This window comes from Gordonia terrae, assembly GCF_051789125.1.
Lineage (GTDB): Bacteria > Actinomycetota > Actinomycetes > Mycobacteriales > Mycobacteriaceae > Gordonia > Gordonia terrae_A.
On record NZ_CP196526.1, the window covers coordinates 1,498,312 to 1,513,888 of the forward strand.

Consider the following 15,577-nt stretch of genomic DNA (forward strand, 5'->3'; position numbering starts at 1 on the left):
GTCTTCGTGCACGCGACCTGGCGTCCACGACGACCCGTCGACTGTCGCGATCAGTCCCAACTCGGTAGCGGTAGCGCGATGAGCGTGCGGACGTCGGCCTCGCCGACGCCCAGGGCCCGAAGGACGTGAGCCGCGACCGCGTCGGTTGCGACCGTGTCGTCACGCTCGGGTTGTTCGAGGAGGAGCAACGCCAGCGACAGAGTCGCCCCGGAGACCACGGTCAGCGCGAGGTCGACGTCGGGGGCGACGAACCGTCCGGCGGCGACCGCGGCCTCGATGTCGCGTCGTGCCCGCGGAAGCAAACCGGCATCGGAGGCGGTCAGCATCGACAAGCCGTAGTTGACAACGACTTTGCTCAACTCCGGAAACCGGCGATGCAGACGTCCGGTCAGGCGAAAGCTCTGCGTGAAAGCCTCGGCCGGGTCGGCAATGCCGTCGGTGAAACCGTCGAGCAACTCGCCGTGATCGTCCACGATGGCCACCACCGCGGCCTCGAACAACTCGTCTTTGGTCGCGAAATGGTTGTAGAAGGACCCGTTGCCCACATCGGCGAGAGTGGTGATGTCGAGCACCGAGGCCGATGTCCGACCCTCGGCCAACAGCTGCTGGGCCGCGCGGATGAGTGACCGCCGCGTCTGCGCCTTACGTCGCTGGGCGCGTGTCGCCACGGCGGGGTCGTCCTCGGCCATCGGCCACTCCTTTCCGCAGGAGGCCCAATGGTCGCATACCCATCACTGACGAAAGCGTCAGAAGTACTTGACTGACGCATGCGTCGTATATGACGATATCGTCAATCAATGAGATTTGGAGTCGCGATGCCACTGCAGCACGACGTACACGAAGGTCTGCACGCCGACGAGGGGGCCCGGCCCGGCGAGCATCCCGGGCGACGCAGGCAACCGCTGGTGAAGGTCCGCGACATCGCCTGGCTGGAATTCGACAAGCCCGACCTGGCGCGTACCGCAGCCTTCGCCGTGGACTTCGGGTTCAGTCCGACGGTCCAGACGCCGCACGAGCTTCACCTGCGTGGGGCGCTGGCGGGCTCTCCGTGCGTGATCGTGCGGCAGGCATCGAGAACGGCATTCACCGGTGTCGCGTTCCGCGCGAACGACGAGTCCGACCTCCACGTCCTCGCCGACGAGTGGGGACGTCCAGTGGAACCGCTCGGCGATCTCCTCGGAGGCTGTGCGGTGACGACGCGCGACCCGAGCGGATGTCGGGTGCGAGTGGTCGCCGGAGTCACCGAATGGCCGGCGATGCCACTGCAAACCGTGCGCGGATCCTTCAATTTCGAGCACGGCAAGACCCGCACCAACACCCCGCAACGTCCTCCGCGCGCTCCCGCGGTCGTCGAACGGCTCGGCCACGTGGTGTTGCAGTCCACGCGATATCTGGAGTCTCTCAACTGGTATCTGCACAACCTGGGCATGATCGTCAGCGACTTCCTCTACTACCCGGGACAGCGTGAACGCGGCCCGGTCATGAGTTTCATGCGTTGCGACCGGGGTCCGGAACCGGCAGACCATCACACGCTCGCCCTCACGCTGGGACCGGCCGACCGGTATGTGCACTCGGCGTACCAGGTCTGTGACCTCGACGCCCTCGCGGCAGGCGGTGAGTACCTGACCGATCGCGGCTACGCCCACTCCTGGGGAGTCGGCCGCCACATCCAGGGCAGTCAGATCTTCGACTACTGGCGCGATCCCGACGGTTTCCTCGTCGAACACTTCACCGACGGCGACCACTTCGATCACACGGTCGCCGCCGGTTGGGCACCGATGACCGCTTCGGGTCTCAACCAGTGGGGACCTCCGGCGACGGCCGACTTCCTCGGCGTGAAACCAGGTCGCGCGGCGCTACGCGAGTTCACCGCGATCCTGACGTCGCTGCGCGAGTCGGAGAACGAGTTCGATGTCCAACGCCTACTCGGCCTGATGAAAGTTGCACGCTCATGAGCTTTTCCGTCCTTCGTACCGACGAGGCGTGGTGGGTGAGGGTGCCCGCCGGCGCCCGTCGGATCGACACCTCAGCCACCACGACCGCCGAACTGATCGCCGACCGGTCGGCGGTTTCCAGGTCCGTGTCAGGTGACGGTCCGACAGTCGACCCGTCCGAACTCGAGCTGCTCTCACCGGCCACCGCGCCGTGCCGGGTGATCGCACAGATGACCAATTATGTGTCGCACGTTCGTGATTCCGGTATGGACCCCGACAAGGTTCCGCTGACCTTCTTTCGTAAATCCTCGGGGTCGATCAGCGGCCCGACCGCTGACATCGTCAAACCCGGCCATGTTTCGCTCCTGGACTACGAGGTCGAGATCGGCCTCGTCTTCGGTCAGACCCTCCCCGTGGGGTCGACGGTGGACAATGAATCGCTGGCCGAACTCGTCGCGGGTCTGGTCATCACCAACGACGTCTCTGCCCGCGATGTGCAACTGCCCAAAACTCAGTTCTACGAAGCGAAGTCCTACCCGTCGTTCACACCGGTCGGCCCGGTGCTGCTGCTCCTCGAACCCGGCGAGTGGGCGAAGTTCCCCACGCTGACCCTGCAATTGCGGGTCAATGGGGTCACCCGTCAGAACAGCTCCGTCGCGGACATGATCTACAGCCCTCTCGAAGCGGTGCGCGCCCTCACCCGGTTCCAGCGGGTCGATGCCGGCGACTTGTTGCTCACCGGAACCCCGGGAGGAACCGCGCTCACCGCTCCGCCCAAACCCATCGAGATGATCGGCGCACTCCTGCCCCCACACGTGAAGTGGAAAGCGTTCTTCCGTCGGCAGGCCAACAACCCCAAGTACCTCAAACACGGGGACATCGTCGAAGCCGACATCCGTTCCGGAGATGGCACGCTCGACCTGGGCACCCAGCGCACCGTGGTGCGTGAGGCATGAGGGCGACCACGGCCGGCGCAGAGGCCGCGCTCTGGCCCGTCTATGACGCCCCCGATCTCGCCGACATCGAACTGACCCCTCTGTCCGAACGAGGACTTCCCGACACGACCTATCAGGCACTGCACCGGGCAGCGCAGCTCTGGCCGGAACGAACCGCCATCCGCGTCATGCCGGATGCCGCCCGCTGGCAGCAGACCACCGATCGAACCTACGCTCAACTCCTGGCGACGGTCGACCGGCACGCGGCGACGCTACGCGCCGCCGGCGTGGGACCACAGGATCCCGTCACCCTCCTGGCGCCCAACTGTGCCGGACTGATCGAGGCGTTCCTCGCGGCCCAGCGCGCCGGAATCGCGGCGCCGATCAACCCTGCCATGGATGCCCGCCACGTCGGTGAGCTGATCCGCCGGTCCGGCTCGCGGGTCCTCATCGCCGCCGGCCCCGATCTCGATCCCGCGGTGTTCGGTGGACTCGCCGACATCCTCGCGGCGACCGACGTCGACACCGTGTTCCTCCTGCAACCGACTGGTGCCGGTGCGCCTCCCGCGCCGCCGAACCTTGCGCATGCAATCGCGGTCGCCTACCTCGACGCCGACGACCACCCCCGGACCGAGGTCACCGACGATCACACCGCCGACGACGTGGCAGCCCTGTTCCACACCGGCGGCACCACCGGAGTGCCGAAACTCGCCGCTCACACCCACCGCAACGAGATCAGCAACGCGTGGATGATCGCGGCGAACACGGTGCTCGACGAGGACTCTGTCGTCTTCGCCGCGTTGCCGCTGTTCCACGTCAACGCACTGATCGTCACCGTGCTCGCGCCGATGCTCCGCGGACAGACCGTGGTGTGGGCGGGGCCGTTGGGTTACCGCGACGTGGCGCTGTATGGAGTGTTCTGGCAGCTCGTCCAGGCTCAGCGGATCGCCGGCATGAGCGCCGTCCCCACGGTGTATGCCGTCCTGGCGCAGTGTCCGGTGGATGCTGACATCTCCAGCCTCCGTGCATGTCTCGTCGGGGCATCGATGCTCCCGCCGGCGGTGCGTAGCGATTTCGAGTCGCACACCGGGGTCCCCCTGCTCGAGGGGTACGGGCTCACCGAGGCCACCTGCGCCAGTGTGCGTAGCTTCTTCCAGGGCCAACCCGATGGGTCGGTCGGGCAGCGGATGCCGTACCAGCACATCCGAGCCGTCGACGACCAGTGGGATGACGTCCCGACTGGATCCACCGGGCGGTTGCTCGTCACCGGTCCGACTGTCTTCGCCGGCTACGTTCGTGGTCGCACCGCTGCGGGTTTTCACCTCGACGATGGAGGCGCCATCCGCGACGGCTGGCTGGACACCGGCGACCTCGGCTCGGTCGACGCCGACGGTTTCGTCACGCTCACCGGCCGGGCGAAAGATCTCATCATTCGTGGTGGGCACAACATCGATCCACGCGCGGTCGAGGATGTGCTGCTCGAACACCCGGAGGTGACCGGCGCAGGTGTGGTCGGGCGTCCCGACGTGCACTCGGGCGAGGTGCCCGTGGCGTTCGTGACCGTGCGTGCCGACGGCACGGTGACCGGCGACGGTCTCCGGGCCTGGGCAACCGAACGCGTCTCCGAAGCCGCCGCCGCACCCAAGGCGGTGACGATCGTGGATGCTTTGCCGGTCACCGATGTGGGCAAACCGTACAAGCTCGCGCTGCGCTCAGGCGACGCAGGCCGCGTTGAGCGTCGCACTCGCCGGAGCCGGTATCGAGTCCGGGGTGCGGGCCCAGATCACCGACGGCGTGGTGGTGGCGATCGTCGATCGACCGCGTGAGGAATCCCTCGCCGCGCGGGTGCTCGACGCCTACGCCATCCAGTGGCAGTGGTCCGATCGCACCGAAACACCCAGAGCATGAACGACTTCCACATCCTGGCCGGTCGCGGCGCCGCTGCGTGCCTGACCCTCACCGGCGTCTCGAAAGTACTGGCTCTCGAGCCCATGATCGAGCGCGCACATCACCTGGGGTTCTCCGTGCCGGAGTTCCGGCTGATCGGTGTCGCCGAACTCGCCGGCGCGACCGGACTCGTTGCGGGCGAGCGGAATCCTCATATCGGCGCGGCTGCCGCCGCGTCGCTGTGCGCGGTGATGATCGGGGCATGCACAGCGCACCTGCGCACCGGTGATCGTTGGCTGTCCGCGGCCCCGGCCGCCGTCGTCGGCGTCGCCACCGCGTTCACCGCGACCGGCTTCGTGGCCCGGGTACGAGCTCGATGAGTCCGTGCAGTGATCCCGTGGTGATCGTGGGCGCGGGGCCCACCGGCCTCACCGCCGCGGCGTTGCTCGCCGACCTGGGTGTGCGGTCGATCGTTGTCGAGCGCTGGGACGGGGTCTACCCGCAGCCGCGGGCGGTACACCTCGACGACGAGGTGTACCGGATCATCGCCCGCCTCGGCCTGGGCCCGGAATTCGCGGCGATTTCCCGGCCCGCGCTCGGACTCCGTCTAGTGACATCGTCGTTGCACGTCCTTGCCGAGTTCCCACGCGATCCCGGGTCTGGTCCGCACGGCTTCCCGGCCGCGTCGATGTTCGATCAACCGCGGTTGGAGGAGCTGCTCCGCGCCGCCGTCGCCCGGCGCTCGTCCATGATCACCGTGCGTTCGGGAGTCGAAGTCGAGGGAATCGACCAGTCCGACACGGGAGTGACACTCACTGGTCGCGATCGGCAGACCGGTGAACCGATCGTTCCCGTCTCGGGTGGCTACCTGCTCGGTTGCGACGGGGCCGCAAGCGTCACCCGTTCGGCGATCTCGGCCGAGTGGCGGGATCTGGGATTCAGCCAGCGATGGCTCGTCGTCGACATCGAGACGTCTGCCGATCTGCGACAGTGGGAGGGGGTGACGCAGGTCTGCGATGCCCACCGCGCCGCCACGTACATGCGAATCGGTGACACCCGGTATCGGTGGGAGTTCCAGCTCCTGTGGCACGAGAGTGCCGCCGACTACAGCACCATCGATGGCGTCAGGCCGCTACTGCAACCCTGGATCAACGGTGTCGACGACTCTGATCTGACTCTGATCCGCTCCGCGGAGTACACCTTTCGGGCGCGCATCGCCAGGCGGTGGCGGGATCGGCGGGTGTTCCTCCTCGGCGACGCTGCTCATCTGACGCCACCGTTCATCGGGCAGGGCATGGGCGCAGGCATCCGTGACGCGGCGAATCTCAGCTGGAAGCTGGCGGCTGTCCTGTCCGGCGGTGCTTCGTCGTCGACTTTGGATTCGTATGAGCAGGAACGTATTCCGCATGTCACCGGCCTCATCCGGCTCGCCACGGCCACCGGTGCCGCGATGACCGGCGGCGGCCGCGCCGGCGACATGATCCGTCGTGTCGCTGCGCCCATGCTCGCTCGAGCACCGCGAATCACCAAGCGACTGACCGACAGTTCGACCGCGCCGCTCCGACCTTCGTGGTACGTCCGTACCGGCGCGGCCGGAGGGTGTCTGCCTCGGTGGGCGCGCCTGGACACCGCCGCGAACCCGGCCGGAATGCTCATGCCCAATGCCATCACGACAGGCGACGGACGTCGTCTCGACGATCGTCGACCGGGCTTTCAGGTCGTGGCTGTCGATGCCCCGACGCCGGAACAAGCCTTCGAAATCGAGCGCCGCGGTGGATCGACCCTCGTCGTCTCCGACGACCACCCTCTTCGACGATGGTTACTCGACCACCACGTCCGCGCAGCGATCGTTCGTCCGGACGCCACGGTGATGGCCGCGGGCAGGTCGATCGCCGCCGTCTACACACTGCTTCCCGCACTCGCCGCACACGCAGACGCGCCATGAGCCCCGACCCCAGCACTGACGTCCGTGGTTACGACCTCGTCATCATCGGATTCGGACCCGCCGGCGCCACTGCGGCAAACCTCGCAGGCCAACTCGGACTGCGCACCCTCGTCGTCGAACGCGACCCCGACGTCTTTCCTCGGCAGCGCGCCATCGCGATGGACGACCAGGCTCTGCGCGTGATCCGGGACATCGGACTCTACGACGAGGTCACCGCACGCATGCACATGGGTGTGACCGCACGCTTCATCGGCGTGGACGGACGGCCGATCCTGACAACGCCGACCCAGCCCAGCGAAGAATGCGGGGACCCGCCGGCCAACTTCTTCCACCAACCGTGGCTGGAGGCATCGTTGCGCGGGGGAGTGACACGCTTCGGCACCGTCGAGGTGCTGCTCGGGTACGAGGGTCGCTACCTCGAGCAGGACGACGGCAGCGTCGGTCTTGAACTCCTGGCCGTGACTGAGTCCGAACCGCACCGTCGGGTGCGCGCCTCCTATGTCCTCGCCTGCGATGGCGGCAGCAGCCCCACCCGCAAGTCGCTCGGAGTCGAATTCGCCGGCAACTCCTACTCCGAACTGTGGATGGACGTTCAGGCAAGACTTCGTCGGCCGCTCGACTTCGCCCCGCACTTCGATTTCATCTGCGACCCCGAGCGGCCCGGGGTCCGCTGCCCGTGCCCCGGCGGCTACTTCCGATGGGAGTGGCGGATCAACCCCGGCGAGACGCCCGAACACATGCTGTCACCGGAGAACATCTGGTCGATGCTGGAAGCCGAGGGCGTCACGCCCGACGACATCGAGATCCAACGGACCTGGACCTATACGTTCCATGTGCGCAAGGCGGCTCAGTGGAGGATCGGCCGAGTACTCCTCGCGGGCGACGCCGCCCACGTGATGCCGCCATTTGCCGGCCAGGGGATCTCAGGTGCCATCCGCGATGTCGCGAACGTCGTCTGGAAGATCGGGGACGTCCTCGCCGGCCGCGCCGACAGTTCTCTGCTCGAGACCTACCAGAGCGAGCGGCAAGCACACCACGACTTCATGACCCGCCGTGCCGAACTGTTCGGTCGAATCGTCATGCCTCCGAACCGCGTGGTCGCACGAGTACGAGATATCCTGCTGCGCAGCACCTCCCGGACCCCACTCGGTCGGTCCATTGTCGATCGCCTGGCACAACCGCCCGCGCTCGGGCCCGGTTTCACAGACCGCTCCGGCACCCGGAACCGTGCTGTCGGCCACCTGCTGAAGTCGGCGACCGTGGCGTCCCCCGGCATTGAACAGCGCCGAATCGACGCCGCACTCGGACCGGGATGGGCGATTCTCGGCCTCGCCCAGCCGCCGTCCGTCGCGGTGCCCCACCACATCCTGGCGGCCTGGAACATCTTCGACCCACAGTTGATCACCATCCGTCCCGGAACCTCGGTGGTCGGCAGCGGAGAGATCGGCGACCCCGTCGGCGAACTCTGGGATTGGATGCGGGACAGGGGCATCAGGTTCGCCATCGTGCGTCCCGACCGCTACGTACACAGCGCTGCCTACCATGCGGGCGACCTCCCGATGCCACCCGACCGCACAGTTCGTTGACATGGAATCAATGAACTCTTAGGGTGGTGTGATGCACGCAACCGCGAGGAGTTCCCCGCCGCCGTCGACGAAGGATGCAGTGACGTCGGGCGTAACCCTGCGGCGGGCGTTCGCCTGTTTGCCGAGCGGATTAGCCGCTGTCTGCGCCGACGTCGACCCTCAACCGACGGTCGTGCTCGTCAGTACGTTGACCTAGCCCGCGTTCGACGCGGCACCCGAGATCGCGCCGTTGATCTTCCACGGCTCTCGATACTGCCGCCTTGCCGACCAGACATCGTCTCGATCGATCGCCCGACACCCACATCACCATCGGTAGGAGATCTCCCATGACCGCGACACAGGCCCAGGCCACAACCACCGTCGACGAGGTGCTCGCTCGAGTGACCGAACTGCTGCCACTCATCAAGTGTCACGCGGTCGAGAACGAGAAGGCAAGGAGGGTTCATCCCGAGGTCATCGAGGCGCTGCGTGACGCCGGCGCATTCCGCGTGGCCGCCCCGAAGCGCCACGGCGGGCTCGAGGCCGGGTTGGAGTACATGCTGAGGTTGTCCGCGCTCATCGCGGAGGCAGACGGCGGAACGTCCTGGGTGGTCACGCTGTCGAACATCCAGTCGTGGTCGACGTGCATGTACCCCACCGAGACCGTGGACGAGATCTATGCGCCCGGGCCCGACAGGGTCCTGTGCGGCGTCGTCTCTCCCGGCGGCACGGCCCGCAAGGTCGACGGCGGGTACCGCGTCACCGGCAAATGGCCCTACGCCTCGGCGAGCCTGCACGCCGAATGGATGGGTGGCGGGGTGTGGGTCGTCGACGAGGACGGGGACGAAGAGGACCAGGCGATGGTCTTGCTGCCGCGTGCCGACGTCACGGTCGACGACACCTGGTACGTGGCCGGGATGCGCGCATCGGGAAGCAACACCATCGTCGCCGAGGACGTGTTCGTCCCCGACCGCCGGCTCATCTCGATGCTTCCCGTCATCTCGGGTACATACATGGACGACCATCCCGACTCGCCGTTCTATCGATCGGCGTTCGGTGCGATGTTGGTGTTGGTTCTCGTGGGTCCTCAGCTGGGATTGGGCCGCGCTGCCCTCGAACTGGCGGTGACCAAGGCATCGACCAAGGCGTTGGCGTACACCAACATCGAGCGTCAGGCCGAGTCGGTCGCCTTCCAGTTGCTCGTCGCCGATGCTGCGATGCAGATCGACACCGCCCATCTGCATGCGTATCGCGCGGCGAGCGACGTACAGCGGTATGCCGAGGAAGGGATCTACCCGGACATCACCGCTCGTGCGCGGATGCGGGCTGACTCGGCGGTGGCACTGAAAAGCGTGAACAGCGCGCTCAACACCCTGCTCGACGCCTCGGGGGCGGGCAGTTTCGCGGAGGTCAACGCGATGCAGCGGATCTGGCGTGATTCGAACGTCGCCTCACGCCACGCCGTGATGCTCCCGCAAGTCTCGATGGAGGCCTACGGCAAGGCGTTGCTGGGTCAGCGCGATCACATCACCGCGATCATCTAGCCTCACCCCTCCGATTCTCAAGGAGCCCGCATGCCCGAGATAACCACAACCGCAAGCCTGAACGCACCGCAGGAGAAGGCGTGGGCGGTGATCTCCGACCCGAGCCGATTCGCCGAGTGGAACACCCTGCACACCTCATGGGGCTCCGAGCCACCGTCTGAACTGTCGGTCGGCGTGACCCTCACCGAGGTGGTGACCATCAAAGGCGTTGTCGACACGATCGACTTCACCACCACCGTCTACGAGACCCCCCGTTTCGTCCAACTCGAGGGGTCGGGAAGCACGGGTTCGACCGTGCAACTGGACTTCACGGTGGATCCGGATGGCGAAAATGCCTGCGTGGCAACGTTGCACGTGATCTTCTCCAGTTCGATCCTGTTCGGACCGCTCGGCAAGATCATCGAGAAGGCGTTCCGTAAGCAGCTGGAGAAGTCGTTGGAGAAGCTCGACACGCTCGTCGGATGATCCGAACCGGCTGGTACGCGAGACGCTATTCGAAGTGCGCGATGGCCTCGGTGAGATCGACACTCGGGTCGAGGATCGAGGTCGTCTTCATGCAGGCGACGATCAACGACTGCATCCAGACGATCAGATGATCTGGGTCGAACGAGTCTGTGTCGTCGAGCCATTGCACCACCGCTTCGTCGATTGCGGCGACGACTGTGCGTCCGACCAGACGCAAGGCCGCATTGTCCGCGTCGACGCCCGCGACGGTGGCGAACGCCTCGACCGCGTTCCATCGCGCCTTCTCGTAGACCTCCCAGGCCTCGGGATCGGCGCCCCGCCCGCCGAGAACCAGGCGCAACGCCAGACCCCGGTGCTCGCGTAGATACTCGAGGTGTTGACGCAGTGCCGTGCGCACCAGCTCGACAGGGGCAGCGCCTTGTTCGAATTCGAAGGCGTCGTTGAGCTGGGCGGCTGTCGTGCGCACCGCCGCGAGGTAAATGCCCCGCTTGTTGCCGAAATAGTGGAACAACAGTCCGTGGGCCACCTCGGCGCGCGCGGCGATGTCGGTGACCGCCACCTGCTCGTATTCCTTCTCGGAGAACACCTCGATCGCCACCTCGATCAGGCGGCGTTTGGTCTCGGCGGCCTGGGCTGCGCGCTTGGAGGGCTTGGCGGACGGCTGGGTGGCCACGACTCATTCTCCTTCGCCACTGGTTGGTGTCACCACACTGTGACCGACAGCCGGGCTCAACCGATGATCGGGGTCCGGTTCCTGGTCATCTCCCGCAGCGCCTGGCTCATGGCCTCGTGGACGCGGCGAGCGAAGTCCTCGGTCGACTCGTCGTCGTGCGCCCTCATGGGTGGCAAGACTGTGGTCACGATCTTGGAGGGCAGCGGCAGGTACGGCAACAAGCCGACCAGCCCGATATTGAGCCCCCACGGCAACGACAGCGAGGTCGGCACCGACTTGATCCGCAGCGCGCGGTCGAGGCCTACCAGGCGAGCGAGGCGTCTGCCCTGCCCGAGCACGAGCAGTGATTCGCCTGCCCCCGCGGTCACCACAGGGACGATGGGGACGTCGGCCTCGACCGCCACTCGGGCGAACCCTGTGCGGCCGGCGAACAGCACACGATTGCGGTCACTCCACTTCTTGAAACCGTCGATGTCACCGCCGGGGAACACCAGGACGTGCCTGCGTGCCCGAAGCGCCGCCACGGCCGAACGGTGGTTCGCCGGTGTGGCGTCGAACATCTCGACGATGCGGCCGAGGCCCAGCGTCCAGGCGATCTGATGCGTCAGGATGGTGACACGTCGTCCGTCGCCGACCTTCTCGTAGGCGGAGGCGAACGCGAGAACGTTCAGATCGAACACGCCGCCGAAGCCGTGGTTGGCGACGAAAAGCACCGGGCCGTCGGGAATCTCGCCATGCTGCACGGTCTCCATGCGGTGGTAGAGGCGGGCGACGGCGACACTCATCCCGACGATGAGCCGTGGCACGTTGTCCATCGGCCTAGCCTAGGGTCAATCGGCAACGAGTACCTCGTTTTTCATCTCGTCCTGCTCGGTTGCTCGTGCTCACCGACGGCCGGGATCCCGCTGCGGGGCACGCGGCGGCGCCGATTGATTGACTTGGGGTCAACGAACTGTAGGCTGTGCTCATGCGAGAGGAGATCGCGATGTCGACGCACCCGGGACGGACCGGCACCGAGCCGGGACCGATCGAAGTCACCGCCCGTCGGCTCGACGCCATCGCCGAACAGGTGCTGTGGTTGTCGACGTCGATCATCCACCACGCCAACCGTGTTCGGCCGAATCCCTCGGGTCTGAAGGTGGGTGGCCATCAGGCGTCATGTGCCTCGATGGTGTCCATCATGACCTCGCTGTGGTTCGACCAGCTGCAGTCGGGGGACCGTGTGTCGGTGAAGCCGCATGCCTCGCCGGTGCTGCACAGTCTGAACTACCTCCTCGGTGACCTCGAGGAGCGTCACCTCACGACCCTGCGCGAGTACGGGGGACTGCAGTCCTATCCCAGCCGGGCCAAGGATCCCGACACCGTCGACTACTCGACCGGCTCGGTCGGGATCGGCGCCACCGCCCCGATCTGGGGGGCGATCGCGCGTCGGTATGTCCAGACCTCCACCGGGCACGCGGGGAGCGGGCGGCAGTACTCCCTGGTGGGTGACGCCGAACTCGATGAGGGTGCGGTGTGGGAGGCCATCGTCGACCCGGCCGTCGCCGAGCTCGGCGAGGTCGTGTGGATCGTCGACATGAATCGGCAGTCCCTCGACCGTGTCGTGCCCACCATCGCCGCCGGTCGGCTCGAGGCGATGTTCAGGGCCGCGGGATGGCAGGTGATCACCGTGACCTTCGGTGCGCTGCTCGAGTCGCTGTTCGCCCGACCCGGGGGAGCGGCGCTGCGCGCCCGGATCGTCGAGATGCCCAATGCCGAGTATCAGCGGCTGCTGCGCTGCACGCCGGAGCAGGTCCGCGACCGGCTGCCCGGTGACGGGCCCGGCGCCGACGAGATCTCCCGTCTCATCGCCGATCTCGACGACGCGACGCTGTCGGCGGCCATCCGCAACCTGGGCGGCCACGACATGGCCGCCCTCATCGAGGCCTATCGACAGATCGACGACTCCCGCCCGACTGTCATCATCGCCTACACCATCAAGGGATACGGACTGCCCACCGAGGGGCACCCGCAGAACCATTCCTCGCTGCTCTCGGTCGTCGAATACGAGGGCTTCGCCGCCGATCTCGGGCGCGACCCGGCGCATCCGTGGGGGCGCTTCGACGGCGGCTCGGAACTGGCCGAGCTGTGCGCGGACACTGCCGGTCGGCTGCGTCGTGATCCGGTACCCGACCGGCCGTCCCTGACAGTCCCCGGCGACAGTGGTCGCACCCCCAAAGGCACATCGAGTACGCAGGCAGGGCTGGGTCGGGTCTTGCTCGATCTCACCCGCAGCGCCCCCGAGATCGCCAAGCGGGTCGTGACCGTGAGTCCGGACGTCAGCTCGACCACGAACCTGGCCGGGTGGGTCAACAAGGTGGGGGTCTGGTCGGCCTCTGAGCGCCGGAACTGGTTCGACGACGATCCGGAGACGTTGATGCACTGGCGGGAACGGCCCACCGGGCAACACATGGAGCTCGGCATCGCCGAGACCAACCTCGTCGGACTGATGGGAGAGTTGGGCGCCACCTGGAGCCGTTGGGGCGAGCCTCTGTTCCCGATCGGGGTGATGTACGACCCCTTCGTCGAGCGCGCCCTGGAGCCGTGGTCCTATGGCATCTACGCAGGCGGACAATCGATTCTGGTCGGCACACCATCGGGTGTGAGTCTCGCGGCCGAAGGGGGCGCGCATCAGTCGATCAAGACGCCGTCCATCGGTCTGGAACAGCCCGGCTGCATCTCCTACGAGCCGGCCTTCGGCATCGATGTCGAGTGGACGCTGCTCGCGAGCATCGGCCGGCTCGGGCGGCCGGACGGCTCCTCGGCGTACCTGCGCCTGTCCACCCGACCGGTCGACCAATCGTTGGCGGCCGTCCCCGAGGATCCCGCCGCCCGCGAACGGCGGCGTCGACAGGTTGTCGCAGGTGGTTACCCCCTTGTACGGCGCGATTACCCGGCGGTCACCATCGTCGCGATGGGAGCGATCGTCCCCGAAGCTCTCGCCGCTGCAGACCGCCTCGAGCAGGCCGGCGTCGCCGCAGATGTCCTGTGCGTCACCGGTCCCGGGCTGCTGTTCGAGGCGTGCCAGGCCCGCCGAGGCCAGGCCTCGGCGGAGACCTGGATCCTCGATCAGTTGCTACCCGCCGAACGCGCGACACCCATGGTCACTGTCCTCGATGGGCACCCCCACACTCTGGCATTCCTCGCAACAGTCAACCGGGTGCCCTCGATAGCGTTGGGCGTCAGCAACTTCGGCCAGGTGGGGTCTCTCGATGACGTCTACCGACACCACGGCATCGACACCGACAGCATCGTGCGCGCAGCACTCGACGTGACCGCGTGACGATCATGGCCGTGTACTAGGAGTCCCGTGTGCCCCTCTGCGCTTCCGACGAGCACGGTCGAGGCGCCGTCGCTGCCCGGTACCCCGGCCACCCCGGCGGGTCGTCGTCTTCCACGCCGCGTCGAGCGTGACCCAGAATCGCGCCGATCGTGAGTGCGTGCGTCGAAGGGTCCCGGCGTAGACTGGGCTCAACTGGATCGAACATCTGACAGACCTCTGTTGGCGTCTCCGGTGTCGGACGGTCACTGACCGTGCCGGTGACCAAGTCAGGTGGCAAGGGTGAACGTCGTTTCCCGCGATGGCGACAGTGGGCCGAAAAGGCTCTCCAGCAACGGATCACAGCGATGAAGCCGCTGCTCGGACCGGCGCGTGTGCGTTTCGGTGTCGATCCGACGGCCCCCGTTGCCGGTGCGTGGTACCCCTACACCCTGCAACTCGCCGACGAGCTTCCCGGCATGCTCGCGGCCGCGCGGCCGCTCGTCGGCGACATCAGCGGGATCGATGTGAACTGGAGTAGCTTCCGGCGACTGCCGGGGCTCGACTCGCCCGACTCGCCGGAGACGCCGCCGCTGATGACGCTGACCACCGCGGGGAGGACGGTCACCCTGCTGGTCATCCCGCCGCGGACGGCATCGTCGCTGGCGGCGATCCTGCTGCGTCAAGCCAGCGACAGCGTCATCACGGGCAGCCAATGCCATTCCCTCGAATTCCGTCGAGCCGAACGCATCCTGGTGCGGGCCGGGGTCGCCTGCCCCGAGCGCGCCCACTAACCCTCGCCGGGCTGAGCACCTCGTGTCGATGAGCTCCGTCGCTTCGGGCATCGTCGTAGGGAACCACGGTGTAGTTTCTCGCGCATGACCGCCGCGATGCTCACATTCGCCGGGACGCTCCTGGTCGCCATGATCGGCGCGGTCATCGCCCGGCTCGACGCGACGCCAACGACCGGCATCAGAAGCTGTCCCAGAAGGTCGACATCCTGGTCAAGCTGCCGCATGACTCGCAAGCGCATGCGCGGATGAACGGCATCGTCCTCGACGCGATCAACGAACTGGCGGAGTACGAACACCGCCGGCGCAGCGCCGTGTTCCAGCGCCGGGCGCTGACGATGGCCTTTCTGGCGTGGCTCGTGGTGGTCGGACTGCGGATCGCCGCCGAGCAGTTCGATCTCGGCCATTACGAGAGCATCATGCATTACGTCGCCGTCGCACTGCTGGTGCTCGGCTTCGTCCTCGTGCTGGCCTCGGCGGTCGCTACGATCCGCGACATCCGGCACCGCGACGAGGCCCCCGCGAACTGATCGGGCCGGT

Annotated in this window: 13 protein-coding genes and 1 pseudogene; 11 read left to right on the top strand and 3 right to left on the bottom strand. The window is 66.9% G+C overall.

Annotated elements, in window-relative coordinates; translation table 11 throughout:
- Positions 1-50: 50 nt before the first annotated feature.
- Positions 51-689 (bottom strand): TetR/AcrR family transcriptional regulator, encoded by a 639-nt coding sequence (locus ACSUZC_RS06820; RefSeq protein WP_439032110.1) that lies wholly within the window; start codon positions 687-689, stop codon positions 51-53.
- A gap of 126 nt (positions 690-815) precedes the next feature.
- Between ACSUZC_RS06820 and ACSUZC_RS06825 the strand changes: the two genes are divergently transcribed.
- The 8 genes and pseudogenes from ACSUZC_RS06825 to ACSUZC_RS06860 all read left to right on the top strand — a co-directional run bounded on the left by ACSUZC_RS06825 (position 816) and on the right by ACSUZC_RS06860 (position 10,275).
- Entirely contained in the window at positions 816-1,955 is a 1,140-nt protein-coding gene (locus ACSUZC_RS06825) for a VOC family protein (protein ID WP_439033016.1), read from the top strand.
- Positions 1,952-2,890, top strand: a complete 939-nt coding sequence (locus ACSUZC_RS06830; RefSeq protein ID WP_439032111.1) for a fumarylacetoacetate hydrolase family protein — start codon at positions 1,952-1,954, stop codon at positions 2,888-2,890. Before ACSUZC_RS06825 ends, ACSUZC_RS06830 begins: the two co-directional genes overlap by 4 nt.
- A pseudogene (locus ACSUZC_RS06835) lies at positions 2,887-4,777 on the top strand (acyl-CoA synthetase). Before ACSUZC_RS06830 ends, ACSUZC_RS06835 begins: the two are co-directional and overlap by 4 nt.
- Complete coding sequence (locus tag ACSUZC_RS06840) at positions 4,774-5,136, top strand: DoxX family protein (RefSeq protein ID WP_439032112.1); 363 nt, start codon at positions 4,774-4,776, stop codon at positions 5,134-5,136. The pseudogene ACSUZC_RS06835 and the gene ACSUZC_RS06840 overlap by 4 nt, the downstream one beginning before the upstream one ends.
- Positions 5,133-6,701, top strand: coding sequence for a bifunctional 3-(3-hydroxy-phenyl)propionate/3-hydroxycinnamic acid hydroxylase (locus ACSUZC_RS06845; RefSeq protein ID WP_439032113.1), 1,569 nt, complete (start codon positions 5,133-5,135; stop codon positions 6,699-6,701). The genes ACSUZC_RS06840 and ACSUZC_RS06845 overlap by 4 nt, the downstream gene beginning before the upstream one ends.
- On the top strand, positions 6,698-8,287 hold the full coding sequence (locus ACSUZC_RS06850; protein ID WP_439032114.1) for a bifunctional 3-(3-hydroxy-phenyl)propionate/3-hydroxycinnamic acid hydroxylase: 1,590 nt from the start codon (positions 6,698-6,700) through the stop codon (positions 8,285-8,287). The genes ACSUZC_RS06845 and ACSUZC_RS06850 overlap by 4 nt, the downstream gene beginning before the upstream one ends.
- A gap of 326 nt (positions 8,288-8,613) precedes the next feature.
- On the top strand, positions 8,614-9,810 hold the full coding sequence (locus ACSUZC_RS06855; protein ID WP_439032115.1) for an oxidoreductase: 1,197 nt from the start codon (positions 8,614-8,616) through the stop codon (positions 9,808-9,810).
- Between the two features lie 30 nt (positions 9,811-9,840).
- A complete protein-coding gene (locus ACSUZC_RS06860; RefSeq protein WP_439032116.1) occupies positions 9,841-10,275 on the top strand; it encodes a type II toxin-antitoxin system Rv0910 family toxin in 435 nt (144 codons plus the stop codon).
- A 25-nt stretch (positions 10,276-10,300) separates the two neighbouring features.
- On the opposite strand, the gene ACSUZC_RS06865 is transcribed toward ACSUZC_RS06860, so the two are convergent.
- Positions 10,301-10,948 (bottom strand): TetR/AcrR family transcriptional regulator, encoded by a 648-nt coding sequence (locus ACSUZC_RS06865; RefSeq protein WP_439032117.1) that lies wholly within the window; start codon positions 10,946-10,948, stop codon positions 10,301-10,303.
- 56 nt (positions 10,949-11,004) lie between these two features.
- Positions 11,005-11,763, bottom strand: a complete 759-nt coding sequence (locus ACSUZC_RS06870) for a 1-acyl-sn-glycerol-3-phosphate acyltransferase (RefSeq protein WP_439032118.1) — start codon at positions 11,761-11,763, stop codon at positions 11,005-11,007.
- Positions 11,764-11,915: 152 nt separating this feature from the next.
- On the opposite strand from ACSUZC_RS06870, the gene ACSUZC_RS06875 reads away from it, so the two are divergent.
- From ACSUZC_RS06875 to ACSUZC_RS06885, 3 genes are all read left to right on the top strand, one after another.
- Positions 11,916-14,270 (top strand): transketolase-like TK C-terminal-containing protein, encoded by a 2,355-nt coding sequence (locus ACSUZC_RS06875; protein ID WP_439032119.1) that lies wholly within the window; start codon positions 11,916-11,918, stop codon positions 14,268-14,270.
- Positions 14,271-14,614: 344 nt separating this feature from the next.
- Positions 14,615-15,040 carry a DUF5994 family protein gene (locus ACSUZC_RS06880; protein WP_439033017.1) on the top strand — a complete coding sequence of 142 codons (426 nt, stop codon included), beginning with the start codon at positions 14,615-14,617 and terminating at the stop codon, positions 15,038-15,040.
- 245 nt (positions 15,041-15,285) lie between these two features.
- Positions 15,286-15,567, top strand: coding sequence for a hypothetical protein (locus tag ACSUZC_RS06885; RefSeq protein ID WP_439032120.1), 282 nt, complete (start codon positions 15,286-15,288; stop codon positions 15,565-15,567).
- The last annotated feature ends 10 nt before the right edge of the window (positions 15,568-15,577 follow it).

Bases quoted from the DNA above. Each gene is read 5' to 3' on its own strand.
- ACSUZC_RS06830 (WP_439032111.1), top strand. From the start codon at position 1,952: ATGAGCTTTTCCGTCCTTCGTACCGACGAGGCGTGGTGGGTGAGGGTG.
- ACSUZC_RS06870 (WP_439032118.1), bottom strand. From the start codon at position 11,763: ATGGACAACGTGCCACGGCTCATCGTCGGGATGAGTGTCGCCGTCGCC.
- ACSUZC_RS06850 (WP_439032114.1), top strand. From the start codon at position 6,698: ATGAGCCCCGACCCCAGCACTGACGTCCGTGGTTACGACCTCGTCATC.
- ACSUZC_RS06855 (WP_439032115.1), top strand. From the start codon at position 8,614: ATGACCGCGACACAGGCCCAGGCCACAACCACCGTCGACGAGGTGCTC.
- ACSUZC_RS06825 (WP_439033016.1), top strand. From the start codon at position 816: ATGCCACTGCAGCACGACGTACACGAAGGTCTGCACGCCGACGAGGGG.
- ACSUZC_RS06845 (WP_439032113.1), top strand. From the start codon at position 5,133: ATGAGTCCGTGCAGTGATCCCGTGGTGATCGTGGGCGCGGGGCCCACC.
- ACSUZC_RS06885 (WP_439032120.1), top strand. From the start codon at position 15,286: ATGAACGGCATCGTCCTCGACGCGATCAACGAACTGGCGGAGTACGAA.
- ACSUZC_RS06820 (WP_439032110.1), bottom strand. From the start codon at position 689: ATGGCCGAGGACGACCCCGCCGTGGCGACACGCGCCCAGCGACGTAAG.
- ACSUZC_RS06880 (WP_439033017.1), top strand. From the start codon at position 14,615: ATGAAGCCGCTGCTCGGACCGGCGCGTGTGCGTTTCGGTGTCGATCCG.
- ACSUZC_RS06840 (WP_439032112.1), top strand. From the start codon at position 4,774: ATGAACGACTTCCACATCCTGGCCGGTCGCGGCGCCGCTGCGTGCCTG.
- ACSUZC_RS06860 (WP_439032116.1), top strand. From the start codon at position 9,841: ATGCCCGAGATAACCACAACCGCAAGCCTGAACGCACCGCAGGAGAAG.
- ACSUZC_RS06875 (WP_439032119.1), top strand. From the start codon at position 11,916: ATGCGAGAGGAGATCGCGATGTCGACGCACCCGGGACGGACCGGCACC.